This window comes from Staphylococcus sp. HMSC036D05, assembly GCF_001836225.1.
Taxonomy (GTDB): domain Bacteria; phylum Bacillota; class Bacilli; order Staphylococcales; family Staphylococcaceae; genus Staphylococcus; species Staphylococcus caprae.
The window spans coordinates 90,096-115,813 of the sequence record NZ_KV827773.1 but is presented as its reverse complement, the minus strand read 5'-3'; the positions used below and the strand labels follow the sequence as shown (position 1 = coordinate 115,813).

General features: G+C 34.6%; 19 protein-coding genes. 3 read left to right on the top strand and 16 right to left on the bottom strand.

Annotated features, from left to right (window positions below; genetic code table 11):
- Positions 1-304 precede the first annotated feature (304 nt).
- Positions 305-1,195: a fructose bisphosphate aldolase gene (locus tag HMPREF2580_RS01095; RefSeq protein WP_002444457.1), complete on the top strand. Its 891-nt coding sequence runs from the start codon at positions 305-307 to the stop codon at positions 1,193-1,195.
- A gap of 211 nt (positions 1,196-1,406) precedes the next feature.
- Here the strand turns inward: HMPREF2580_RS01095 and HMPREF2580_RS01090 are convergent, their stop codons facing one another.
- The 3 genes from HMPREF2580_RS01090 to HMPREF2580_RS01080 all read right to left on the bottom strand — a co-directional run bounded on the left by HMPREF2580_RS01090 (position 1,407) and on the right by HMPREF2580_RS01080 (position 4,186).
- Positions 1,407-2,579 (bottom strand): FAD-dependent oxidoreductase, encoded by a 1,173-nt coding sequence (locus HMPREF2580_RS01090; RefSeq protein WP_070830099.1) that lies wholly within the window; start codon positions 2,577-2,579, stop codon positions 1,407-1,409.
- 24 nt (positions 2,580-2,603) lie between these two features.
- Entirely contained in the window at positions 2,604-3,167 is a 564-nt protein-coding gene (locus HMPREF2580_RS01085) for a PadR family transcriptional regulator (RefSeq protein ID WP_070830098.1), read from the bottom strand.
- Positions 3,168-3,328: 161 nt separating this feature from the next.
- Entirely contained in the window at positions 3,329-4,186 is an 858-nt protein-coding gene (locus HMPREF2580_RS01080; RefSeq protein WP_256326272.1) for a class I SAM-dependent methyltransferase, read from the bottom strand.
- Positions 4,187-4,430: 244 nt separating this feature from the next.
- On the opposite strand from HMPREF2580_RS01080, the gene HMPREF2580_RS01075 reads away from it, so the two are divergent.
- Positions 4,431-5,375, top strand: coding sequence for a hypothetical protein (locus tag HMPREF2580_RS01075; RefSeq protein WP_070830096.1), 945 nt, complete (start codon positions 4,431-4,433; stop codon positions 5,373-5,375).
- A gap of 217 nt (positions 5,376-5,592) precedes the next feature.
- On the opposite strand, the gene HMPREF2580_RS01070 is transcribed toward HMPREF2580_RS01075, so the two are convergent.
- The 11 genes from HMPREF2580_RS01070 to betB all read right to left on the bottom strand — a co-directional run bounded on the left by HMPREF2580_RS01070 (position 5,593) and on the right by betB (position 21,185).
- The gene (locus tag HMPREF2580_RS01070; protein ID WP_070830095.1) at positions 5,593-6,516 is read right to left on the bottom strand and encodes a hypothetical protein; all 924 of its coding nucleotides are present in this window, start codon (positions 6,514-6,516) and stop codon (positions 5,593-5,595) included.
- A 257-nt stretch (positions 6,517-6,773) separates the two neighbouring features.
- Positions 6,774-8,276 (bottom strand): L-lactate dehydrogenase (quinone), encoded by a 1,503-nt coding sequence (lqo, locus tag HMPREF2580_RS01065; protein ID WP_037541702.1) that lies wholly within the window; start codon positions 8,274-8,276, stop codon positions 6,774-6,776.
- A gap of 359 nt (positions 8,277-8,635) precedes the next feature.
- Positions 8,636-9,457, bottom strand: coding sequence for a pyruvate, water dikinase regulatory protein (locus tag HMPREF2580_RS01060; RefSeq protein ID WP_070830094.1), 822 nt, complete (start codon positions 9,455-9,457; stop codon positions 8,636-8,638).
- A 1-nt stretch (position 9,458) separates the two neighbouring features.
- Positions 9,459-12,086, bottom strand: a complete 2,628-nt coding sequence (ppdK, locus tag HMPREF2580_RS01055; RefSeq protein WP_070830093.1) for a pyruvate, phosphate dikinase — start codon at positions 12,084-12,086, stop codon at positions 9,459-9,461.
- Between the two features lie 349 nt (positions 12,087-12,435).
- Entirely contained in the window at positions 12,436-14,022 is a 1,587-nt protein-coding gene (mbcS, locus tag HMPREF2580_RS01050) for an acyl-CoA synthetase MbcS (RefSeq protein WP_070830092.1), read from the bottom strand.
- Between the two features lie 175 nt (positions 14,023-14,197).
- Positions 14,198-14,668 (bottom strand): antibiotic biosynthesis monooxygenase family protein, encoded by a 471-nt coding sequence (locus HMPREF2580_RS01045; RefSeq protein ID WP_070830091.1) that lies wholly within the window; start codon positions 14,666-14,668, stop codon positions 14,198-14,200.
- A gap of 35 nt (positions 14,669-14,703) precedes the next feature.
- A complete protein-coding gene (locus HMPREF2580_RS01040) occupies positions 14,704-14,916 on the bottom strand; it encodes a sterile alpha motif-like domain-containing protein (RefSeq protein ID WP_002444476.1) in 213 nt (70 codons plus the stop codon).
- Positions 14,917-15,069: 153 nt separating this feature from the next.
- Positions 15,070-16,455 carry an MFS transporter gene (locus HMPREF2580_RS01035; RefSeq protein WP_070830090.1) on the bottom strand — a complete coding sequence of 462 codons (1,386 nt, stop codon included), beginning with the start codon at positions 16,453-16,455 and terminating at the stop codon, positions 15,070-15,072.
- A gap of 18 nt (positions 16,456-16,473) precedes the next feature.
- Positions 16,474-17,649, bottom strand: coding sequence for an amidohydrolase (locus tag HMPREF2580_RS01030; protein ID WP_070830089.1), 1,176 nt, complete (start codon positions 17,647-17,649; stop codon positions 16,474-16,476).
- A 175-nt stretch (positions 17,650-17,824) separates the two neighbouring features.
- Positions 17,825-19,543, bottom strand: a complete 1,719-nt coding sequence (betA, locus tag HMPREF2580_RS01025) for a choline dehydrogenase (protein ID WP_002444481.1) — start codon at positions 19,541-19,543, stop codon at positions 17,825-17,827.
- 151 nt (positions 19,544-19,694) lie between these two features.
- Positions 19,695-21,185, bottom strand: a complete 1,491-nt coding sequence (betB, locus tag HMPREF2580_RS01020; RefSeq protein WP_070830088.1) for a betaine-aldehyde dehydrogenase — start codon at positions 21,183-21,185, stop codon at positions 19,695-19,697.
- Between the two features lie 287 nt (positions 21,186-21,472).
- Here betB and HMPREF2580_RS01015 point away from each other — a divergent pair, with 287 nt between their 5' ends.
- Positions 21,473-22,033, top strand: coding sequence for a choline uptake/conversion transcriptional regulator CudC (locus HMPREF2580_RS01015; protein WP_002444485.1), 561 nt, complete (start codon positions 21,473-21,475; stop codon positions 22,031-22,033).
- 71 nt (positions 22,034-22,104) lie between these two features.
- Here the strand turns inward: HMPREF2580_RS01015 and HMPREF2580_RS01010 are convergent, their stop codons facing one another.
- A complete protein-coding gene (locus HMPREF2580_RS01010; protein ID WP_049402003.1) occupies positions 22,105-23,727 on the bottom strand; it encodes a BCCT family transporter in 1,623 nt (540 codons plus the stop codon).
- Positions 23,728-24,104: 377 nt separating this feature from the next.
- The gene (locus HMPREF2580_RS01005) at positions 24,105-25,403 is read right to left on the bottom strand and encodes an anaerobic C4-dicarboxylate transporter family protein (RefSeq protein ID WP_070830087.1); all 1,299 of its coding nucleotides are present in this window, start codon (positions 25,401-25,403) and stop codon (positions 24,105-24,107) included.
- Positions 25,404-25,718 lie beyond the last annotated feature (315 nt).

Here is a 25,718-nt window from a genome sequence, read left to right as displayed (position 1 = left end):
TAAATTTATTACTATTAAATTTACTAAAATCCGTAATTAAGTAATATATTTATATTATTACTAATTATTTATAAACATAGAATAACATACTATTTTGAAAATTGAATTAAAACGTGTGTACGGCTCTCAATTAATTTATGCCCCATCTTTTTACATTGCCATCAATATAATTCTAATTTTCGTCAAATTTATGACTTCATACACGATTAAAGACAGTTTCACATAAATTTCGAGTTGAAAAACTTGAGATAAAATATAATTTTTATCATACTGTAAGTGAAAGTTATGTTAAGGAGTGGAAAGTATGAATAAAGAACAATTAGAAAAAATGACTAATGGTAAAGGGTTTATCGCTGCATTAGACCAAAGTGGCGGTAGTACACCTAAAGCGCTTAAAGAATATGGCGTTAATGAAGACCAATATAGCAATGAAGATGAGATGTTCCAACTTGTTCACGATATGCGTACGCGCGTAGTGACTTCACCTTCATTTTCACCTGATAAAATCTTAGGTGCCATTCTCTTCGAACAAACAATGGATCGCGAAGTTGAAGGTAAATACACTGGTGACTACTTAGCAGACAAAGGCATTGTTCCTTTCTTAAAAGTTGATAAAGGTCTTGCTGAACAACAAAACGGTGTTCAATTAATGAAACCAATCAATGACTTAGACGAAACATTAGACCGTGCCAATGAACGTCATATCTTCGGTACTAAAATGCGTTCTAACATCTTAGAATTAAACGAACAAGGTATCAAAGACGTTGTTGAACAACAATTTGAATTCGCTAAAAAAATCATTGCTAAAGGTTTAGTACCAATCATTGAACCAGAAGTTAACATTAATGCTAAAGATAAAGCTGAAATTGAAAAAGTATTAAAAGCTGAAATCAAAAAAGGCTTAGATTCATTAAATGATGATCAACTTGTAATGTTAAAATTAACTATTCCTACTGAACCTAACTTATATAAAGAATTAGCTGAACATCCAAACGTTGTACGTGTAGTTGTATTATCTGGTGGTTACAGCAGAGATGAAGCTAACAAATTATTAAAAGAAAACGATGAATTAATCGCAAGCTTCTCACGTGCATTAGCTAGTGACTTACGTGCTAGCCAATCACAAGAAGAATTCGATAAAGCATTAGGTGACGCTGTAGACTCAATCTACGACGCATCAGTAAATAAAAATTAAGGTGCAAAGAAAAGCGCTTAGGTTTTGAGCAGAATCGAAAAGTGAGCAAAACTGTTTCTCAAGTTTTGTCGAACTTTGAGTATTTCTGCCGAAAAACCTGCTTTTCGTAGCCCGTCTATCTTTCCGGCGAAGTTAAATTATTTCCTCGTTCGGAAGTACATGAAATGCCGACTGGTTCAAGACAACCAGCCGGCATTTTTTAAATATCTATTTATTTATGTGATTGATGTTCTTCAAATAACTCAACTATTTGATTAAAGAAATCTCCAAATTTTTGTGCAGCATTGTCACCAAACATTTCTTCCAAGTTAGCTTGAGACTCACGCGCACTTTGTTCTGATGCTTCATACATATTGTCTTCGTATTCTTTTAAAGCCATCTGTAACTCGTCATTTTCTTTAAGCGCTTCAGCTAATAAATACGCATCGTAAAATGCCATATTCACGCCTTCGCCCGCAAATGGACTCATAAGATGTGCTGCATCTCCAATTAAAGTAACATTAGGTTGATTTTCCCATTTAAAACCAATAGGTAATTTATATATGCGACGTAATAATATATCATCGCCTGCATATTCAATATATTTTTTTAATTCTGGATGCCAATCTTCGAAATCGCTCAATAACTGTTCTTTAATTTCTGACTTGTTCATCCCTTTAAATTTATCAAATTCGTCATAATCCATTTGATATGACATATATACTTTAATTCTGCCATCGCCATTCACTTGGCCGAGTATCGCTTTGTGGTCACCAAATGCCATCATTTTACCGTGTTTATTAAACTCAGCCAAATCAGGATATTGGTTATACACATCCTCTACATTCAGTTCCACCATTGAAATACCATTATACTCAACGTCCACATTTGCTAAATAAGGTCTCACTTTTGAAAATGCCCCATCAGCACCTGCCACGAAATCAAACGTAGCTGTGTCTCCTTCAACAAATGAAACTTTAACTTGTCCATCATCTAATCGAGTAAGCGATTCGAACGTTTTGCCATATACGACAGTGCCCTCTTTTAATTGTTCACTAATGATATCGCAAAGTTCACCACGATCAATCTCTGGACGACCACCTTCAACTTCTGGGTCAGCAGTTTCTTCATAATACACTTTCCCATCTTTATCTAATACGCGTGTATCTTCGCCTTCAAAACGTGCAAGTTCTCTAAATCGATGAATCATACCCGCTTCTTTCAATGGTAACTGTCCACTTTCTTCGTGTATATCTAATGATCCACCACGGTCTCTATTAATATCTAACCCAGCTTTTTCAAATATAGAAACCTCAAACCCTTGTTGTTGTAATAGAAGACCTAACATCAATCCTCCAGGTCCTCCACCAATAATACCTACCTTTTTAACATCTTTTATATTCATTCCAAAATCCTCCATTATCTATTTTTATTCGGAAAATTTTTTCAAACGTTCTTTTGTTTCTTCTACAAATTGATCAAACTCTTTTTTCATTTCTTCATCTTGTAAAGCACGTTGACTTGCTTTCATAAAACCTTGAAATACTTCATGTAATTGTTCACGAGAAGCTTTCAATTGTTCAAAATCAATATTTTGGAATTGTTCCATTCTTTGGGTAAATGCATCATTATCAATATTTTCTGCCAAGAATTTTTCGCCTTCTTCAGTTATTGAATACACTTTCTTTTTCCCGTCTTTAGAAATAGAAACAAATTCTCTATCCTCTAACATTTGTAAAATGGGATAAACTGAACCAGGACTCGGTGCATAAAATCCTTTGAAACGTTCTTCTAAATCTTTAATAATTTGATAACCATGTCTAGATTCTTCTTTCAACATTTTAAGAATGACAAATTGTAAATTTCCTTTTTTGAAAAAGCGGTCTCGACCGCCACCTCTTGGACCACCAAAGCCAGCAGCACCTCTTCCAAAATCAAATCCTTCAAATTTTTCCATGTGTTGTCTCATCATTTCTGGTCTTCTTCTGAACATAAATATCACCTTTCTTTAATTATCATTTCGATATATCATTATATTAAGCGATATATCGAAATATGTCAACGATATATCGTACTAAATTATAAAAAAAGAAATACTGTTCACATAAATGTTGTCAGAACAGTATTTCGATTCACTCTATATATTTTTAAATTTTAAAGATGTATTAATACCTTCCCAAATTTACCACCTGTCGTTAATGGGACGTTATCTCCATATTTATCTTGTAAGTATTGTTCAATACTTTCCATTTGTTGATGATCTATTTCAATTTCTACTTCTTTTAACCATGATGGTAATTGTTGCATGACTTCTTCAACACTTTTATCAGTATGCTGAGTGTGATGTTCAATTAATGTGTCATAGGTATATTTATTACAATACAGTAGTTGCATTAAATAATACATATCGGCTGTCATGGGTGAGGGTTTCATTTCTAAAAATGCAGTCACCTCATCTACAATTGAGTTTTCTTTAGGTCCTGCTATTAAACTCACATAAACAAACTGATTTGCGATATCAATGGCTTTTTGAACCGCTTCCCAAGTTGTTACTGCTGGACACATAGATGCAAAGACAAAGTCTACATTATTTAAATCTGAAGCTGATATTGATTCAAACGACTGATTTATCGTCTTAATTGAAGCATCATAATGCTGTGCATTATCTTTTAACATCTCATGTAATACAGTTGATGGTTCGAGACTCGTAACTTTAGCCCCCTCTTTTGCGAAAGGAATACTAAATACACCTGAAGCAGCACCTACATCTAATATACTTAAGTTTTTAAATGCGCCCGTTTGGTTCTCAATCCATGACATAATACGCTTAGTGCGTTTCTGACTTTCTTCTGTAAACGAATTTTTATTGAAGTTCTCAGCCCATTTTTCAAATCCTGGTGCATCAGGATTTCCTAAACCTGCACGTTTCATCCTTTTATCTTGAGTATTAGGATCATTATCCCAAGCGTCTTTCCAAAATTGTTGATCAAAGATATTCATATCCACCATCATTACAAACTCCTTCGAATAAACTTTGTCCTCATTGTATCGCCAGTCACCAGTTATTAAAAATAATTAAACTTCACTTAAATATGGTTAAATTTATACTTAACACAATATAACTTTTCTAATCTTAAAAAAATCACTCAACATACTCAAGATTAAGTTATAATAATATTATATTCAAACATTTTATCTTTTATAATATATTACTAATTATATATAAAGCGACTCATGGTAGAGGAGATATTAAGTTATGAAAAAACTTATTACCATAGTATTGTGTACATCAATGATTTTAGAAGGTTGTTCATTCATGGATAAAGACCAAACAAAAGATATTCCTAAAACAGTAAGTGTTAAAAGCTATGACGGTAAGTACATTGGTGAGCATAAAAAACGCAACGAGGAATTTAAAGAAAAATATAAAGATGAAGCCGAGAAACAATATAAAAAATATGTGAAAGATACGTTCGGATTGGACTGTAAGATTAATTTGGTTAAAGCCTATACTAATTCTTCAGGATTCAGTGAAAAAAGTAAAACTGATGGTCTAGTAGTAGTTGGAACTGTAGATTACGATGTTCCTTTTCAATTAAGATTAATATTCGTCGAGTCTGATAATGGATTAACTATCACCACCTTCACACCTGGTCATGACAATGAAACCTCTGCCGCGGTTGCCGCAATGATGTATAAACGTTATGAAAATGACATTGAACAAGCACGCCACAAGTTTAAGCATGAAGTTGAAAAAAATGGTTATTATGCCATGAATGAAAAACTTCAAAAAAAGCAAGAATTTAATGGTGTCACAAAGCAATACCTAAACTTCAACGCCCCTGGTATTGAAGGATTGGACAAGTTTAAGAAAGAATTTAAACCAATAATGAAGTTGAACGGTCAAGAATTTAATCAACAATTTGATAGCTTACTAGCGAAACATCCTGAAATAAAAAAACAAGCAGAGTCTGATTTTATTGCATATTATAAAAATAGTAAAAATAAAGAAAAAGTTGTAGATTATGTTTGGAACTTACAAAAACCTACCAATGAAGTAATGAAATTATATCCAGGCAATAAAAATATGAAATTTTATAAAGATAGTGTATCTTCTTCTCAACTAGATGAAAATGGACGATTAGAACCTGAAGGCGAAGAAATCTCCATTGATGGAGGCAGATATGATGAACGAAAATAAACATGCGACCGATTTAGATATCATTGAATTAAGTAGTGGATGAAATTCATATTAATAACAAAACTGCTAACTAAATATGCCACTCTCTCTACGTCTTTATAGACGTTAGAAAGAGTGGCTATTTGTTTAAATTATCTCTAAATATATAAGCAAAGATTAAATCTTAAAACTGATAAAGCTCCTGACAGCTAAATTATTTTTAATTTATCAGCATACTCTAATTATCGCTCATATATTTTTCTTCTTCTTCTGCTACTTTTTTAAATACTTCAAGTTGATATGTTGAAAAGTCAGCTTGTGCACTCATAAATGGAGCTGAACTTACATTTAGTACTTTATGGTTTTTACCATCTAACTCTACTGGTGAGAATAAGTAATAAGCTAAAACAGCATCTGCAACATCTTTATCTGAGTCAGAACCATTACCTAACACTGAAAAATCAGTATAAGGCTTACCTTTATATTTCACTTGAACGATACTGTACGAAATCGCCTTAGGATTCTTTAACTTTGTGATATCTTTTAATTCTTTAACTTTAATTAAATCTTTTTTAGCAATTTGGTCTTTGGGGCTCATATGAAACAATCCAGGTTGATTTGATAGAGCAATCAATTTATCTTTTTTGAACGTAGCCATGATTTGAGAATAATTTTCTGGTTCATCCGTATTCCCAATTTTCTTACCATGTCGATCAATATATAAATAATCAATATGTTTAACATCTTTATCAGGGTCTTTCATTACTTTTCGTTTGACACCCTTTTTATCTTTAAAAAATTTATCTACTTCTTCAAGTGATGAACCTTCAGATTCCTCTGTGTATTTTAAATCAGCTAATGTGACCTTATCCGATAATTTCTTATAATCTTTCCAACCTTGCATCCCCGTCTTATTAGTAAAAGTCTTTTCAGTCATCAAAGGATCTAATTTATCTAAAATAGGAACTTGCTTTAATCCTTTAACCTCTTTTTCTAGCTTCTTATATTGATCTTTTTTACTATCTTCTTCTGAATACTTCGTCGCAACATCCGTTTTATTCTCTGATTTCTTAGAAGAGGATTTGTTAGAATCAGAATCATGTGAACAACCTACCACCCCAATAATAATCATAATTAATAAAATCCCTAAAAATTTTCTCATTTTTATCTCCTTTTTAGTTCTTATACGTAATGATATGTATTTAATATAAACATATTGATAAAATAAATGTTTATATTTCTATTCTACAGTAATAACTGAGTATTTTATATGGTATTCTATATATTTTAATAAATATTTTTGAATTAAACAAAGTAGTTGGTTACTTATGTTTTAAATATTTTTTAGAATCATAAGACAAACAAAAAAACGTGCAAGATGTTTTATCATCTCACACGTTTCTCACGAGTTAAATTTAATTATTTAGCTTTATCGTAGTAACCTAATTCAAGATCTTTTGAAGTTTGTTTACGTATTTTTCTCATTAATTGTTCATCGTGAATTAATGATTCACCATAAGAAGGAATCATTTCTTTAATTTTTGGTTCCCAATCTGAAGTATATTCAGGGAAATTACGTTCTAAAACTTCTAAAGCTACAGAAACAGAAGTAGATGCTCCTGGTGATTCACCTAATAAAGCAATCACTGAGTGGTCTTCTGAATTTACAACTTCAGTACCAAATTGGATGAAACCTTTACCGTTTTCTTCAGTATCTTTAATCACTTGTACACGTTTACCAGCTGTGTATAATTGCCAATCTTCGTCACGTGCTTCAGGGTAGAACGTACGTAAATGATTCATACAACCTTCTTTAGTCATAATGACTTGGTCAATTGAGTATTTAATCAATGGCACGTTTTTAATAGCTGCAGCTAATAATGTTGTAATATTGTATGGTTTAACAGATCTGAATAAATCTAAATTAGAACCAAATTTAAGGAATTTAGGTCCAATATTCGCAAATGGTCCGAATAATAATGTTCTTTCACCATCAATGTAACGTGTATCTAAGTGAGGTACAGTCATTGGTGGTGTACCAGGTGGCTCTTTACCATATACTTTGGCGTCATGTTGTTCAATAACTTGAGGGTTAGTACAAGCAATGAACTGTCCACTAATTGGGAAACCACCTAAGTGTTTACTTTCAGGAATACCTGTTTTTTGTAATAGTGGGATTGCGCCACCACCAGCACCGATGAACACATAATCTGTTTGATGTTCGAATACATCGCCAGTGTTACGGTTTTTAATTTTAACTAACCATTTACCATTAGATAAGCGTTCAAAATCTACAACTTCATGATTGTATTGCACTTCCACATTTGGTGAGTCATGAAGGTTCTTAGCCATTTTACGAGTTAATGCCCCGTAGTTCACATCTGTACCTTCATCGATTTTACTAGCCGCCATAACACCACTGTTATTTTCGCGACCTTTCATCATTAGTGGAATCCATTTTTTCATTTCTTCAATATCCTCAGTATATTCGATGTTGTCGAACATAGGGAAATTCTTCATGGCTTCATAACGATCTTTTAAGAACTTCACATTATTTTTACCGCGTACAAAACTAATATGAGGTAATGGATTAATGAATTCTCTAGGATTTTCAATTTGACCACTTTTAACTAAGTGACCCCAGAATTGTTTAGAAATCTCAAATTGTTCGTTAATTTCTTTTGCTTTTTCGATATCAATTGAACCATCTGGTTGTTGAACTGTATAGTTCAATTCGCATAACGCAGCGTGTCCAGTACCAGCATTATTACGTTCGTTTGAACTTTCAATACCTGGACGGTCTAGACGTTCGTATAAGTGGATGTCCCATTCAGGCTCGATGCTTTTTAACATTGAACCGAATGTTGTACTAAGTACGCCGGCACCAATTAACACAACGTCTTTTTTCTCAGACTTTGCCATGTTGTTCACCTCTCCAAAAAATTGTATAAAAATGCTTACCAGTTCATTAGAGTTGTTCTTTTCAATCAAGTATTCCCTGCTTACAACTCCATGAATGAAAGAGTTTTCTCTACCCTTTACTAGTTATTACACTTATATGTTAAAATAATGCTAAGGAAATGTAAATTATTATAGCTAAGACAATTCATTTTTGTAATAATAACTTTTTTATAATAGAAATATGAATTACAAAATAAATTTTCACTTTCAAATGAGTGACTTCATACCTTTCATATTCCCTCATTTTCATTCAAATTAAAAGCACATATCCGCTGACAAATGAAACTCATCATCGAATATGTGCGATAACTTTATATTTTCTATTTCTGCATCAAGAACTTTTCAATATAAAACGCTGATTCTTCAATTGATTTATATTCAGTATTGATCACAGTCGCATTTAATTTCTTAAAAACTTCTTCTGCATAAGACAATTCTTTCTTAATACGTTCCAAACTATTATAGGTAGACTCAGCCGATAAACCTAGCGTTTCAGCCCGATTACGACGAATGTTAGCAATATAATTTGGACTTGCAGTTAACCCAAATACTTTCAAACCCTTCTGTTGATACACATTATCAGGAATTGAGACTTCAGGAACGAGTGGGATATTCGCAATCTTATATCCTTTATTCGCTAAGTACATACTTAAAGGTGTCTTCGATGTTCTTGAAACACCAACGATGAGTGCATCCGCTTCTCCGATATCTGTAAAATGCTTGCCATCATCATATTTAACTGAATACTCGATCGCTTCAATTCGTTTGAAATATTCATCATTGAGTTTACGTAATGCTCCGCTCTCCATTAACGGCTCGGCGTGTGTATGATTTTCAATAATACGAATTAACTCTGACATATAATCTACATATGGAATATCGTGTTCTTTGGCAAATTGATGACCTAAAGCATTAAACGATTCACTCACTAATGTTGTTGCAACAATTGAATGTTGTTCTTGAGCAAGTTGAAGAACATTGAGAAATTCCTGTTCATCCTTGATATAGGGGAATTTCTTAATTTCTACCTGTGTTAAATCTGGAAATTGGGTTAATGTTGCATGAATCATACGTTGCGCTGTTTCTCCAATTGAATCAGAAACTATAAATAACTTTAAAACTTGATCATTATTCTCTTTCACCTTATCGCTCGCTTTCCTCCGCCTGACTTTGAGCTGTAGCTAATATGGCACCAGGTACTCTGAACGGTGAACATGAAACGTAGTCGATATTCCATTTGTTGAATTGGTAAATTGATTTCGCGTCACCACCAAGTTCACCACATACACCAATCTTAATCTCTGGTTTAACCTGTTTAGCTTGTTCAACTGCTAATTGAATCAATTGCCCTACACCGTCTGTATCTAATGTTTGGAATGGGTCAAGCTGTAAAATATTACTTTCAGTATACACATTTATAAACTTCCCTGCATCATCTCTAGAGAAACCATAAGTTAACTGTGTTAAGTCATTCGTTCCAAAGCTAAAGAAATCACAATGTTTGGCAAGATGTTGCGCAATAAGACAAGCTCTTGGTGTTTCTATCATTGTACCAATAAGGTAATTGACCTTCGTATTTGCGTCATTTTCCAATTGAGTAATCGTTGCAGCTAAACGTTCTTTCAATGTTGTAAACTCTTCAACCGTTGATACAAGCGGAATCATAATTTCAGGCTGGCATTTAATGTCCTCTTGTTGAAGCTTCAATACACTTTCAATAATTGCTTCCACTTGCATCTCATATAATTCAGGGTAAGTGACTGCTAAACGACATCCACGGTGTCCTAACATTGGATTAACTTCATTTAATTCAGCCATACGTTTACGTAATATATCTGTAGATATATCTAGCTGTTGTGCTACGTTTTGAATATCTTCATCCGAACTTGGTAAAAATTCATGCAATGGTGGATCAAGTAAACGTACAATTGTTGGTCGTTCTTGAGATAATCTAAATATTTCTTCAAAGTCCTTCACTTGATACGTTTTAATCTTTTCAAGTGCTTCGACACGTTCATCATGATTTGATGCTAATATAAATCGACGCATTTCCACCAGACGTTCTGGTCCAAAGAACATATGCTCAGTTCTTACGAGTCCGATTCCTTTCGCACCAAAGTTATATCCTGCTTGGATATCTTGAGGCGTTTCTGCATTCATTCTAACTTGTAAACGTGCAGTATCTTCTGACCACTCCATAAATTGTTCAAACGCATCACTATGCTCAGCATTTACAGTTTCAATCTCGCCTAAATAGATGTCACCTGTAGAACCATCAACGGACACAATGTCTCCTTCATGCAATTCACCATCAGGATAATAGACAGTTTTATTCACTGTATCAATTTCAACATCTGAGCATCCAGTGACACAACATTTCCCCATTCCTCTCGCAACAACTGCTGCATGGGATGTCATTCCGCCATGTGTAGTAACAATTGCTTCACTTGCAACCATACCTTCAATATCTTCTGGAGATGTTTCTGGACGCATTAATACAACTTTCTTTCCTTCATCCGCTTGTTCTTTCGCTTCCTCTGCAGAGAATACGATACTTCCTGTTGCCGCTCCCGGACTTGCTGGTAATCCTAACTTCGATATAACAGTCGCTTGCTCTAAGGCCTCTTCCTTAAAATTAGGATGCAATAACTGATCGATAGATTTTACATCTACTTTCGTTACAGCTTCTTCACGTGAAATTAAACCTTCGTTAACTAAATCAACAGCAATTTGAATTGCAGCTCTTGCCGTACGTTTACCATTACGTGTTTGTAGTAAATATAATTTACCGTTTTCAATCGTAAATTCAATATCTTGCATATCTTTATAGTGTGTTTCCAATTGTTTTGTCACTTCTACAAATTCTTGATGAACATCTGGCATTTGTGATTTCAACGTATCGATGTCTTGAGGCGTACGGATTCCCGCTACAACATCTTCACCTTGCGCATTTAATAAATATTCACCAAATAATTTGTTCTCCCCAGTGACAGGGTCTCTCGTAAATGCTACCCCCGTGCCACTTTGCTCTCCACTATTTCCAAATACCATTTCTTGAACGTTTACGGCAGTACCAATATCATGCGGTATATCATTTAAATCTCGATATACACGTGCACGATCATTATCCCATGATTTGAATACCGCTTCGATCGCTTCTTCTAATTGTTTTAACGGTTCTTGTGGAAAAGGTTTATACACTTCTTCTCTATAAATTTCTTTAAATCTTTCACAAATTGTTTGTAACCCCTCAGCAGATATATCCGCATCGTTCTCGTAATTGTGTTGATTTTTAAAATCATCAAAATATGTATCAAATGCAAGCATTGGAATACCATATACAACTTCACCGAACATTTGTAATAAACGACGATAACAATCATAAGCAAAACGTGCATCATTTGTTTTCTCTGCGAGTTTCTTAACATTGTCATCGTTCAAACCTAAATTAAGAATGGTATCCATCATACCTGGCATAGAAATCTTCGCACCACTACGTACTGAAACTAACAATAAATCATCATCTGATGAGAAGGATTTCCCTGTTCTTTCTGAAAATGATGTTAAGTGATGAATCAATTGTGTTTTAACTTCAGAAGGTAATTGTTCATTTTGCTTTAAATAATCAATACAAGCCTCGGTTGTAATCGTAAAGCCATCAGGAACTGGTAAGCCAAGACGTTTCATTTCTGATAAATTGGCTCCTTTACCTCCTAATAAATCTTTCATAGAAATGCGTCCTTCATCAAATGCATAAATATATTGTGTCATTATAGACCACCTCTTCATCTAATATGTCATACTAATCATTTTAGAGTATGTCATATTAGAAAAAGAATTACAACTATTTACATGAAAAGGATTTCATATTTATTACGATTTAGTGAATAACACATATTGAACCAACAAAATCCCGGGTTAAAAAATTCGACGAAACGTTTGAATTCTCAATAGATATAAGGTGCATATTGATATAAAAAATGCTCTAAGATAATTCTATTCCTGCACTTCATCTCATAAAGTTAGATTTTTTTGTCCAACTATTGAGGTGTACTTCATAAATAGAAATCATCTTAGAGCTCTATTTTAGGATTGATATATCATCCTAACTTATATTGTTTTAATTTTTGTTTTGATACTTTGCAATTTCTGCGTCGCGTAATTCAACACGTCTGATTTTTCCTGAATTTGTCTTAGGTAAGTCGTCAACAAATTCAATCGCTCTTGGGTATTTGTATGGCGCAACTTCATTTTTACAGAATGTTTGAAGTTCTTTAATAAGTTCTTCACTACCGTTATAGTCATTTTGTAAAATAACAAATGCTTTAACGATGTTACCTCGAATTTCATGAGGACTTGCGACAACCGCACATTCTTTTACTGCAGGATGATTCGTTAACGCATCTTCAACTTCAAAAGGTCCGATTGTATAACCAGAACTAATAATAATGTCATCACGTCGACCTTCGAACCAGAAATAGTCATCTTCATCTTTATGAGCTAAGTCTCCAGTGACATAATACTCACCGGCTGAAGCTGCTTTCGTACGTTCTTCATCTTTATAATAACCTTTAAATAGTGCAGGTAAGTCTAAAGGTACCGCTATATTTCCCTTTGTATGAGGAGGCACTTCATTACCATCATCATCAATAATAGTGACAAAGCTACCTGGAATACCTTTCCCCATTGAACCAGGACGAGGTTCAGTATCTTTTAAGAAACCAATAAGTAACGTACTTTCAGTCTGACCATATCCATCTCTTACTGTTAAATTAAAGTTTCTTTTAAATTGTTCTACAACTTCACGATTGAGAGGTTCTCCTGCTGATACTGCACTGTGTAAGTGTTCCAAATTATAATCTTGCAAGTTATTCAATTTGGCCATCATACGATACTCAGTTGGCGTACAACAAAGCACATTGATTTGATAATCTTGTAGTAATTCAAGATATGTTTCTGGCTGGAAACGCCCATTATAGACAAACGCTGTTGCCCCTGTACCTAGGATAGATAAGAATGGACTCCACACCCATTTTTGCCAACCCGGAGCAGCTGTTGCCCAAACAAGGTCATCTTCTTCAATGCATAACCAATGTTTAGGTGCCATTTGTAAATGTGCATAACCCCATCCATGAGAATGTGTAACAGCTTTAGGGTTCCCTGTAGTTCCTGAAGTATATGATAGAATCGCTAAATCATCACGTGAAGTGTCAGCAGTCTCTAACATATCACTTGCCTCAGCCTTTTCATCATCAATAGAAATCCAGCCTTGCTGATGACCTGCGACAATAAATTTAGTTAATTGTTCGTATTCTTTCACACCTTCGAATTCTTTAGTGAGTGAGTGCATCGCAATAACTGCATCAACCTCACCATGTGTAATTCTGTATTGAAGATCTTTCGTACGTAACATTTCAGAACTCGGTATAATGGCGATGCCTAATTTTAACGCTGCAATGTATAATTCGTAGGTTGCAATGGCACGTGGCATGATGATAAGTACTTTATCGCCTTTTTTAAGTCCATGATTTAAAAAGACATTACCCACTTTATTCGCATTATGCATAAGTTCTTCATAACTGACTGAGATATTGTCATGTTCATTATCTTTATAAATAATCGCTTTCTTAGAAGTGTTTGAAGCGTATTTTTCTATTTCAGAAATAATATTGTATTTCTCTGGTGCGAGTAAATCTGATTTATTCATAATTTTACTTCCTTTCAATTCACATTCATACTCATACTATCAAAACTTGATATCCTATCAAACGGATTCCCCTTGCATTATAATAATTTTCTGAATTTTCGTTATGTTAAAACTTGGTGTACTCATAAAAAATAAGAAGTCCTACCCTCTAAATCACTAAAGGGTAAGACTTTATTTAAAAGACGTTTTCAAAGTCTATGTGTTCATTTAATTTTTCCAACTCTACTCTTACATTATATGACAAGTCTCGGTTAACAATCTGATGGTCGACACCTTTTGTTGTACCACGTTTTTTATGTGTCTCTACGTATTCTCTAGAATTTTGCCAATCATAAAATGCCTGACGACTTTCCCATAATGTAACGATGATATAATGTCTACCATATGTTTTAGGTCTAAGAAATCTTAATGCTTTAAAGCCTGGTACATCTTGCAAATGTTTATCTCTTTGTAAGAACTTATCCTCAAACATCTCTTCATGTCCCTCATTCACAAAAAGATGATTAAGCACACAAAATGTATCATTAGATAGCTGATTAATAGTTTCTAAGACTTCATAATATTGTTTATCATTATTCTTCTCAATCATAAAACAATCATCAGTTTCTTCTATAATATATGTTTTATAAGCGTCATTGATTAACATGTATGATTCCTTCATTTCAATTCAATTTGTAAGTATTAAATTTTGCTTTGTTCGTATAGTGATAGTGACCGTTTAACAACTTCTATGAGTTCGTGATCAAAATTTTTAATTTGATTAAAATAGTGAATAATATTGTCAGCTACTGTCTCTTCTACAGGAAAATGTGCGTCTTGATTAACCCACTCAGCTAATTCACCTAAAGGTGTTTGATCACCAACAAAGTTTTGTATAAATTCATAGAAACTCACACGATCACCTCTTTTTCGTAATATAAATTCATACTATCACGAATTTACAAATAAAACATCATACCAAACTATATCATTTAAATTTTATTTGCATTTATAAAAAAGAAAATACCATAAAAAGGTTGCCATTTTTAAAAGAAACAATGGTACTTTCTATAATGATTTTGTCTTTTGGTGAGGAAGTGTTAACCAAACAATAAAATATGCAGTAAACGCCATCATTGTATTAAACCATAGTCCTATCATCGCACCAAGTTTAGGGTCGAATAATGTGGAAAATATGCTATAAATTGCACCTGATATTGCTACACCAAAGGCACCACCTATAGAGGAAGCCATTTTATAGATACCTGAGGCTACGCCTACCTTTTCTTCGGGTGAATTTGAAATAGCTGTATCAGTAGATGGCGTCGCAAATAATCCTAAACCTAATCCAAACAACAAGTAACCGAATATACATGAAACGATATACAGTGGAACAGGAAAGAATGTAATCGACATTAAAAAGATTCCAATCGTAGTCGACATTGTGCCAATAAGCATAGGTTTTCTTGGTCCAAATTCTTGTAAGATTTTCTCCCCAACTCTTATCATTGCGAGGACTGCTATCAAATAAGTCACTGATAATAAACCTGTTTCAAAAGAACTTAAGCCTATACCTTGTTGTACAAATGTGTTGGTAACAAGGAGCGTACCAGCTACTGTATTGATTAAAAAATTTGCAAGCGTCGCACTGGTGTAGAATCGATTCTTAAATAATGAAAAATCGATGAGTGGATTGATTTTCCTACTTTCAAAAATGAAAAACAAAATGGCTGAGAGTACAAATGCAATGGCTAACGACACAATCGCTACTGAAAAGAGACCTAATTGAGCAGATTGAGTAATGATAACATTGAGACTGAGCATCATAATAACAAGTAAAATGAGCCCAACAATATCAAACTTTCTTGTCGAAGTATTGTGATTCTTAGATTCTGGTGTTCCTTTAATTAATATTAAGGAAATAACGGACACCACTATCGAAAAAATAAATATCCATTTCCAACCTAAGAATGTAGCAATGATACCTCCAAATAGTGAGGCAAAACCAGAGCCTCCCCAAGAGCCAATTGACCAATAACTTAATGCTCTTCTACGATGGTTTCCATGATAATACGCTTTAATTAATGATAATGTCGCTGGCATGATTGCTGCAGCAGATAATCCTTGGATGGCCCGACCTACTAATAATAGTGGCGTAAAGTCAGTAACGATAATTAATAAAGAGCCGATAATATTAAGCCAAAGCCCTATCATAGTAAGGCGTACACGACCAAAATTATCGGCTAAACTACCTGCTCCTACTACAAACATGCCACTAAATAAGGCGGTTAGACTAACCGCGATACTGATTGTACTTAAATAACTTCCGAATGAAGTTTGTAAAGTTGGAATGACATTAATTAGCGAGTTAGCAAACAGCCAAAATGTGATGACTGCAAGAACGATACCCGCTAAAAGTTGTCGTGTCCCATTATATTCTTGTTGCTGATTCATTGATGTTTCATTCTCCTTTTAACTTAAATAATCTAAAACAACAGTACCCACAGCTTCTGCAGCTACAAGCATTGATGATTCACTAATATTAAATTTTGGATGATGATGAGGGTAGATTTCTCCATCTTCTGGCGCTGCTCCCGAATAAATAAATGTACTAGGCAGTTCAGCAGCATAAAACGCAAAATCTTCTGATGGTGGTTGCGGTTCACAGATTTCTACACCTTTAATATCTTCTATTTTCGCATTTTTAATCGTTTCTGCAACATATGATGTAAAATCCGGATCATTGTATAAGGCTGGATAATCCTTTTTAAATTCAAACTCACACGTCACGCCAAAGGTTTCTTCCAAACCATTAACAAGTTGTGTTAATTCGTCTTGAATGGTGTCCCTCGTAGCATCCGTGAGTGCACGTACGTCTCCTTCTATTTCAATTTGGTCTTTAATGACATTGAATTGGCCTTTACCATCAAAGGAACCGATTGTCACGACGCCTGTTTCAAATGGACTAAGTCGTCTAGAAACTACGGTTTGAGCAGTTGTTACAAAGTTCGCTCCAGCAACAATTGCATCATTTGCCATATGAGGTGACGACCCGTGTCCACCCTTACCTTGTACCACTAATTTAAAATAAGCACGTCCGGTTTGAACAAATCCTTCTCGATAAAAGACTTTCCCTGCTTCCATCGTACTCATTACGTGTGCACCTAACACATGATCCACACCATCAAGCACGCCATCTTTAATCATGCCTTGGGCACCACCTGGTGGCATTTCTTCAGCTGGCTGATGAATAATCACAATTTTACCTTTGAATTGATCCTTCATTTCTATTAATGTTTCTCCAAGAATGAGCATATACGCTGTATGTGCATCATGCCCACAAGCATGCATCACACCTTTATTTTTAGAGGCAAATGAAAGTCCGGTTTGTTCTTCAATTGGTAGTGCATCAAAGTCTGCACGTATCGCAAGCGTCTTCCCAGGCTTACCGCTATCAACCGTCACTTTGACACCATTAGGCCCTACATTTGTTTCAACATCACAATCTTTATCTTTGTAGAAGTTTACAATGTATTGAGGTGTCTCTGTTTCATGAAATGAAAGTTCTGGATGTTCGTGAAGATAACGTCTCATCTCTATCATTTTACTTTCTTTTTCACGTAAACGTTTAATTAATTCTTGATTCATTGAAATCCTCTCCTCAATACAATTATAAAACTTAATTGCGAAAGAATGTTGTGCAGTGTCTTTTTACTATATATTTAAAAAATGTTAAACACAATTATCGTTGGTATCTTTTCCTCATAAAAAAGCACACCTCAATTAATGATAATTGAAGTGTGCGCGCAGTCTTATTTATGAATTAATGTTGATAAAATGGATCGTCTTCCATAGCGCCAGCTTTTTCGTCATGAACACCATGTTTATAATAATCTACATATTGTGGTTCAAGTGGTTGTCTGCCTCGAATAATGTCGGCTGCTTTTTCAGCTAACATTAATACTGGTGCGTGAATATTACCATTTGTTGTACGTGGCATTGCTGAAGCATCTACGACACGTAAGTTTTCCATGCCATGCACTTTCATTGTTAATGGGTCTACAACTGCCATTGGGTCGGAAGAAGGTCCCATTTTCGCACTACAAGATGGGTGTAATGCCGTTTCACCATCTTTACGAACCCAATCTAAAATTTCTTCATCAGTTTGTACTTCAGGTCCTGGTGAAATTTCTCCTCCATTGTATGGATCCATTGCTTTTTGTTTAAGAATATTTCTAGCAACTCGGATTGCTTCTACCCATTCGCGCTCGTCTTCTTTCGTTGATAAGTAGTTAAACACGATGCTTGGTTTTTCAAATGGATCTTTAGATTTAATCTTCAAGCTACCTCTTGAATTTGAATACATTGGTCCCACGTGTACTTGGTAACCATGTGCGACAGGAGCTTTCTGACCATCATAACGTACCGCAATTGGTAAGAAGTGGAACATTAAGTTAGGATAATCTACCTCATCATTTGATCTTACGAATGCACCACCTTCAAAGTGGTTAGACGCTGCCGCACCTTTACGTGCGAAAATCCATTGTAATCCGATGAAAGGCATACGTTTAACATCAAGGCTTGGTTGTAATGATACAGGTTCTTTACATTTATGTTGAATGTAAACTTCCAAGTGGTCTTCAAAGTTTTCACCTACACCTGGTAAATGCATACGTGGTTCAATTCCTTTAGATTTTAGGAATTCTGAGTCACCGATACCAGACAATTGTAGTAATTGAGGTGTATTAAATGCACCTCCAGATAAAATGACTTCGTTTGCTTTGACTGTTTGTTCTTTACCATTTTTCTTAAATGTTACGCCCGTTACTTTTTTACTATTATTCTCATCAAAGTTTAACTTAGTAACAAAAGCGCGTGTCTCAACATCTAAATTTCTACGTCTCATAGCTGGACGTAAATAAGCTCTAGATGCTGACATACGACGACCATGGTGGACTTGACTATCAAATGGTCCGAATCCTTCTTGTCTAAAGCCATTCACATCTGGCGTTTTGTGATAGCCTGCTTCAACACCTGCATTAAAGAATGATTTAAATAAAGGATTTGTTGCTGGTCCACGTTTTAATTTAACTGGTCCATTATGTCCGCGAACTTTATCATATGGGGACGCACCGTATGTAGTTTCTAACTTTTTAAAATAAGGTAAGCAGTGCGCAAAGTCCCATGTTTCCATGCCTTTAGGTTCTGCCCAACCTTCGTAATCCATTGGGTTACCTCTTTGATAAATCATTCCGTTGATTGAACTTGAACCGCCAAGTACTTTCCCTCTAGCATGATCGACTTTACGTCCCATATGTGGTTCTTCTTCAGTTTGATATCTCCAATCATAGAATGGGTTACCTGAAGGGAACATAAGTGCTGCTGGCATTTGAATAAATAAATCCCAGAAATAGTCACTGCGTCCCGCTTCTAATACTAAAACATTTTTATCTTTATCTTCAGAAAGACGGGCACCTAGTACTGAACCTGCACTACCACCACCGATAATGATGTAATCATATGAATCGTGTTTTCTTCTCATCGAATTCGACCTCCAAAATTGATTTGTTTTCTTTGTTTTTCAACATCTCTTTCTTAAAAGGTTTCACATATTGAAGTGAGCGCTCTTGTTCGAATTTAGCGCTCACTCGCAATTGTTTTTTATTTTTAATCATAAATTATGAACTTATGACTTATTTACTAAACCAATTAACTGGTTCTGGATTAGTATTCGTTAAGATATGCTTTGTAATTAAGTACTCTTCAAGACCTTCTTTACCAAGTTCTCTACCGATACCTGATTGTTTATAACCACCCCATGGTGCTTGAGCGAAATAAGGATGGAAATCATTAATCCAAACTGTGCCAAGTTTTAATTTATTCGCAACGCGTTGTGCCTTACCAATATCTTTAGAAAATACAGCACCCGCTAAACCATAAATAGAATCATTAGCTAAACGGATTGCTTCTTCTTCGTCTTCAAAGCCTTCCACAGTAACAACTGGACCGAAGACTTCTTCTTGTACAATACGCATTGAAGTATCACAATCAGTGATTACAGTAGGTTCGAAGAATAAACCATCTTGTAAGTCTTCACGCTCTGGACGCTTACCACCGATAGCAATTGTGGCACCTTCTTGTTTTGCAATTTCCATGTAATTTTCAATTTTCTCACGATGTGCAGTTGAAATCACTGGCCCCATTTCAGTATCTTCATCAAAGCCGTTACCTACTTTTATCTTACCTACACGATCGATAAGTGCCTTTTCAAATTGATCTTTAATACTATTGTGTACTAAAATTCTTGAACCTGCGGAGCACACTTGTCCTGCGTGGAAATAGCCACCATTTAAAGCTTGGTCTACTGCTAATTCGAAGTCTGCATCATCAAAGATGATATTTGGATTCTTACCGCCAAGTTCTAATGCCACTTCTGTTACGTTATCTGCCGCTTGTTTCATAATATGTTTACCAGTTTCGATACCGCCTGTGAATGATACTAAGTCAACTTCTTTATGACCTGACATCACGTCACCAACTTCTGAGCCAGCACCTAATACTAAGTTAATTGTACCTTTAGGGAAACCAACTTCTTCCATTAGCTCAAATACGCGAATCGTAGTTAAAGGCGTAATTTCACTAGGTTTCATCACTAGAGAGCAACCTGTCGCAAGCGCAGGCGCAATCTTCCAAGATGCTTGTAATAAAGGATAATTCCATGGTGTAATTTGTGTTACAACACCGATTGGTTCTTTGACAACCTTGCTTTCAGAATTTGGAATTGGCGTGTTGATGATTTCGCCACCATCTTTATCCGCTAATCCTGCGAAATACATGAACACATTATGAATATCATCCATGTCAGCATATGATTCTTCTAATGTTTTACCTGTATCTAACGTTTCAAGTTTTGCGAGCTCTTCACGATTTTCTTTAATTTTATCTGCAACAGCTCTTACTTTTTTACCTCTAACTTCAGCTGTTTCAAGTGACCATTCGCCCTCTTCAAATGATCTTCTTGCTGCTAGAATAGCTCTTTCAACATCTTCTTTTGTACCTTCAGCTACAGTAAAGATGACTTCTTGATTGTAAGGATTTATGATATCTCTAGTATTTTTATTTGAACTGTCAACCCACTCACCATCAATATATTGGCGATTTGATAATTTATCTACAAGTTCCATCAAAACAACCTCCGTTAAGTTTGTTAAATTTTTATTTAACGAATTTTACAAATTTATGTTAGCATAGGTATTGAAAACGTGTCAATTTCTTAAAAAATATTTGTAAAACGCATGTTATAAAGTCAAAGTAAGTTACAATAACAACTATGACAAAACAAATTAATAAAGTGATTTTCATTTTTGAAAAAAGGTTTTATAATAGTTTGGCATATTTAAAATTTTAAAAATTACGTTATACAGCTTAATTAACGTGGTAAAATGCAATATTAGAAATTGGAGGTGCAGTGATGACACGTTCAAATAGCGACGCGCACCAAGTTGAACAAGCCAAAGATTTAGTGATTAACTCAATTGGTGAAACGATGGATTTATACGGTATCAACCGTAGTGTCGGAAATTTATACGGCATTATGGTATTTGAAGGTAGTATGACTCTAGATGAAATGCGTCAACAACTTCAAATGAGTAAACCAAGTATGAGTTCAGGTGTTAAGAAGCTTCAAGAATTTGATATTGTTAAACAGCAATTCACACGTGGAAGTCGTAAGCAACATTTTATTGCTGAGAAAGATTTCTTTAATTTTTTCCGTAATTTCTTCACTCGAAAATGGGAACGAGAGATTGATACGAATATGGAGGCAATTAAAGATGCCGAAAAGATTATCAATCCACTTTTAAATAAAGATCATTTAGATGAAGCAGACAAAGAAGATGCGTTAAATGTTAAAGCACAATTAGATCATTCAAAAGTTTACTATGAATGGTTAGCGCAACTTTGCGAGGCATTAGAAACTGGCGAAATATTTAAATACTTCCCAATTCCTGAACATAAAAATGAAGAAAATTAAGTTACAAAACATTAAAAAGCCAAGAGATTGTGACTTCAAAACGTCACTTTTCTCTTGGCTTTTCTTTATAGTTATAGATTATCGTCTTCTGGTTTTTCTTTCACTTGAACAATTCTAAGCGAACGACGTTCAACCTCTTTCAGTTTATCTGCACGCTTTTCAAGTTTAATCCTATCTCGACCCAATATGATTAAGAAGGATATCATCATAAAGGCGAAGATAACGATTAATGGAACACTTGCTAAAATTGAAGCAGTTTTCAGTACTTGAAGTGCTCTTTCGCCACCCACTAACATGAGTGAGAATGGTAATAAACATAATGCGAATGCCCAAAATAGACGATTTGCTCTTAAAGGTTCACCGATAACTTTTTTCTGAGATGCAGCTGCTAAGATGTATGAACCAGAATCAAAGGTAGTTGCTAAGAATAAGAATGCTGAAATTAAGAATAAAATAATTGTAATTGTTGGGAATGGTAGTTGATGCATTACTTCGATAATCGTCGCTTCAGTACCATGACTGTTTAAGTAATTAATAACATTAAACTGTTCAGTAATTTGTAGGTAAACTGCATAGTTACCAAAGATACCGAAGAATAATACACATCCTAACGTACCATAACAGATTGTACCAAGAACGACTTCTTTCAGGGTACGACCTTTAGATATACGTGCGATGAATAAACCAATAAATGGCGCATATACTAACCACCAAGACCAATAGAAAATTGTCCAATCTTGTGGGAAGTGTGTCTCTTTACGTCCGTGAATGCCTCCAAATGGTTCCATCCATGTCGCCATATGGAAGAAATCTCTTAGCATATTACCAAAGCCTGTCACAGTTGTTTCCATAATAAACACTGTTGGCCCTACGATAAATACAAAGGCTAAAAGTACAAATGAAAGCCACACGTTGACGTCACTTAATTTTTGAATACCTTTTTTCAATCCAGTATAAGAACTAATTGCGAAAATAACTGTAATTGTTAAAAGAATGATTGAACGTAAAACCATGTTTGTTCCATCTAAACCAGTTAACTTTTCGACACCTGCTGAAATCATAGGAACACCTAGTGCTAATGAGGTAGCGGCACCACCAAGTAAACCGAAGATGAATAAAATATCCACTAATTTACCAACAAATTTATCTGTTTGACCTTTTAAGATAGGTCGACAAGCTTGGCTAATCTTATAGATTGGTTGTTTCTTAACGAATACAAGATAGCCAATAGGTAATGCAGGAAGAACATAAATTGCCCATGCGATAGGGCCCCAATGGAACATACCGTATTGCGTAGCATATTGTAGTGCTTCGTCAGACATTGATTTCGCGCCGTTTGGTGGCACTTGATAATAGAATGCCCACTCTATGACACCCCAATATAAAATATCTGAACCGATACCAGCACAAAATAGCATTGCAGCCCATGTGAAATTATTAAATTCTGGTTTGTCACTTGCCTTCCCTAACGTGACATTACCGTACTTACCAAATGCTATGTATAGAACGAAGCAGAATATTGCAAGCCCCATAAATAAATACACAGAACCAATTGAATTTGAAATGGCACTATTGATATCTGTGATGATTGTTTCACTTGCTTTTGGAAAGGCCATCATAGGTATAACAGCAAAAAGTAATACGACAACTACACCTATAAAGGTCGGCCAGTCCATAACTTTTTCCTTTTTCAATTGTGATCCCCCTAATATTATTTTATGAATCGTGTTGTTCAATTACGCTCAATTTTTATTGATTCACAAAAAAGACAATAACGAAGTTTTAATAATAATGCAAATTCCATACAAATATTTTTGATGACTTGATTGAATATTTATATAGTTTTAAACATTTTGATGTTCATACAAAATGACTATGACAACAGTGTTAAATTAAAATTTAACAAAATGAACGAACTTTACAGAATGTTCTCTTTGGATTTTTATGCATTTATATTGAATAATTATTTATTTTCAAAAATGTATTTCTTCATCCATGTTTTTCAATTTTTTTCAAATAAAAACTACTTTCCCTTTTGATTGGAAAAGTAGTTTGAATTTCATCTCAATTTTTAATATCCCAATAATGTTTTAATTAGGAATCCTGTAATGATAGATACAGTAATAACGAAAAATCCTGGTACGATGAAGCTTGTTGGTCTCGTTCGTCCCGTTTCGTCCAGTTCAACAGCAAAAAGTAATGTAGGTTGTGCGGGTATAACAAAGTTAACATTTAATGTTTGGACCATTGCGACAAAGTAAATAGGTGGTATACCTATACTCATTACAATTGGCACCATTATTGAAGCTGTGGCAGTTTGTGAAATGACAATCATTGCAACCACAGATACTAAGATTATGACTAACCAAGGAACCTGACTGACAGTTTGACCAATGTCATTTTTTAATATCTTTAAGTTTTGAGGTGCATTAAAGATTGTAGCCCCTAGCCAACCTGGCCCTAATACTGCAAACAACGCTCCCATCGCTGACTGCGTAATATGTGATGAGAGAATCTCAGACGTATTAATTTTAATTAATAGTAAGTTGATTGCTGCGCTTAAGTACATAAAGAATTGTACAATCTCAGTCATTTCAACTTTCACTGTCTTTCCATTTACATTAAATTCTGGCATCAGATGTGGAAATATACCAAACGTTAAAATTCCCATAACACAAAGTAGAAAGGCTAGCACCCCTATTTTTACTTTCCCTGAAAATTCATTCTCAAGTTCAACTTCTGGAATTTGAACTAAACGCTCTGAATTATCACGAACTTTCTCTTTACGCCCGACAAACGTACAGAACACACTCAGTAATAGCATACTAATGAGCGCTGTTGGTAATACAATACTCAAATATTTCCCCATTGAGATATGATAACCCGCTAAAACTGAAATAATATAAGCAGTTGCTGAAGCAGCCGGACTACAAAGTAATGCCAAATTGGCAGTCAATACTGAAGCAGTTAACGCACGTTTAGGTTGAATGTGTGCTTTCTGAGCAGTCTTCGCAATAATCGGTTCTAAAGATAAAGCGATATTCGCTGTTCCGATCCCAAACACGAATAGGAACACAATCATTGGCGCTATAAAAATAATAGATTTGGGAAAACGTTCAATCACACGTGATGCAATATAAACTAAGTAGTCGATACCGCCAGTAGCTTGAAGTGTCCCACCTGCGATGCCGATAGAAAGAATAATTAAAACTGCTGTAACAGGGGCTGAACCTGGAGGTAATTGAAATACAAATATCATAATCAGCTGTGCGACAATGGCAAAGATACCACAACCAAGCGCACCGGCTGTTCTAAGTCCTAATAGTATCGCTAGAATCATTATGATGATTTCTATGATAAACAATAACATGGAAGGATCTCCTTACTCTTGATGAACGAATTTAGTCATTATCTATATTTTATCATTTAAAGATGTAATAAGTATATATATATCAAGAATATTATTATTCTTCGCTTTAACAACGTTTAATCATTATCACTTTTCATCATTATCGTCGTTTCATTTATTTGAAATTTCATGTTAGATATAAAAAAAGGATAGTCTGATACATAATTATCTAAAAATAAAAGCAGTAAGATGATTTCAATAAGGATTCATCTCACTGCTACATTTATATTCAATACTTCGTATTGCTTAGGCTCCCTTGCCGCGGGCATGGCTTGA

What these genes read in the sequence shown, in the direction of transcription:
- betB (WP_070830088.1), bottom strand. Translation starts at nt 21,185, where the DNA reads ATGGAACTTGTAGATAAATTATCAAATCGCCAATATATTGATGGTGAG.
- ppdK (WP_070830093.1), bottom strand. Translation starts at nt 12,086, where the DNA reads ATGACACAATATATTTATGCATTTGATGAAGGACGCATTTCTATGAAA.
- HMPREF2580_RS01085 (WP_070830098.1), bottom strand. Translation starts at nt 3,167, where the DNA reads ATGTTCAGAAGAAGACCAGAAATGATGAGACAACACATGGAAAAATTT.
- HMPREF2580_RS01075 (WP_070830096.1), top strand. Translation starts at nt 4,431, where the DNA reads ATGAAAAAACTTATTACCATAGTATTGTGTACATCAATGATTTTAGAA.
- HMPREF2580_RS01035 (WP_070830090.1), bottom strand. Translation starts at nt 16,455, where the DNA reads ATGAATCAGCAACAAGAATATAATGGGACACGACAACTTTTAGCGGGT.
- lqo (WP_037541702.1), bottom strand. Translation starts at nt 8,276, where the DNA reads ATGGCAAAGTCTGAGAAAAAAGACGTTGTGTTAATTGGTGCCGGCGTA.
- HMPREF2580_RS01095 (WP_002444457.1), top strand. Translation starts at nt 305, where the DNA reads ATGAATAAAGAACAATTAGAAAAAATGACTAATGGTAAAGGGTTTATC.
- HMPREF2580_RS01030 (WP_070830089.1), bottom strand. Translation starts at nt 17,649, where the DNA reads ATGAATCAAGAATTAATTAAACGTTTACGTGAAAAAGAAAGTAAAATG.
- HMPREF2580_RS01015 (WP_002444485.1), top strand. Translation starts at nt 21,473, where the DNA reads ATGACACGTTCAAATAGCGACGCGCACCAAGTTGAACAAGCCAAAGAT.
- betA (WP_002444481.1), bottom strand. Translation starts at nt 19,543, where the DNA reads ATGAGAAGAAAACACGATTCATATGATTACATCATTATCGGTGGTGGT.
- HMPREF2580_RS01080 (WP_256326272.1), bottom strand. Translation starts at nt 4,186, where the DNA reads ATGATGGTGGATATGAATATCTTTGATCAACAATTTTGGAAAGACGCT.
- mbcS (WP_070830092.1), bottom strand. Translation starts at nt 14,022, where the DNA reads ATGAATAAATCAGATTTACTCGCACCAGAGAAATACAATATTATTTCT.
- HMPREF2580_RS01070 (WP_070830095.1), bottom strand. Translation starts at nt 6,516, where the DNA reads ATGAGAAAATTTTTAGGGATTTTATTAATTATGATTATTATTGGGGTG.
- HMPREF2580_RS01005 (WP_070830087.1), bottom strand. Translation starts at nt 25,403, where the DNA reads ATGTTATTGTTTATCATAGAAATCATCATAATGATTCTAGCGATACTA.
- HMPREF2580_RS01045 (WP_070830091.1), bottom strand. Translation starts at nt 14,668, where the DNA reads ATGTTAATCAATGACGCTTATAAAACATATATTATAGAAGAAACTGAT.
- HMPREF2580_RS01090 (WP_070830099.1), bottom strand. Translation starts at nt 2,579, where the DNA reads ATGAATATAAAAGATGTTAAAAAGGTAGGTATTATTGGTGGAGGACCT.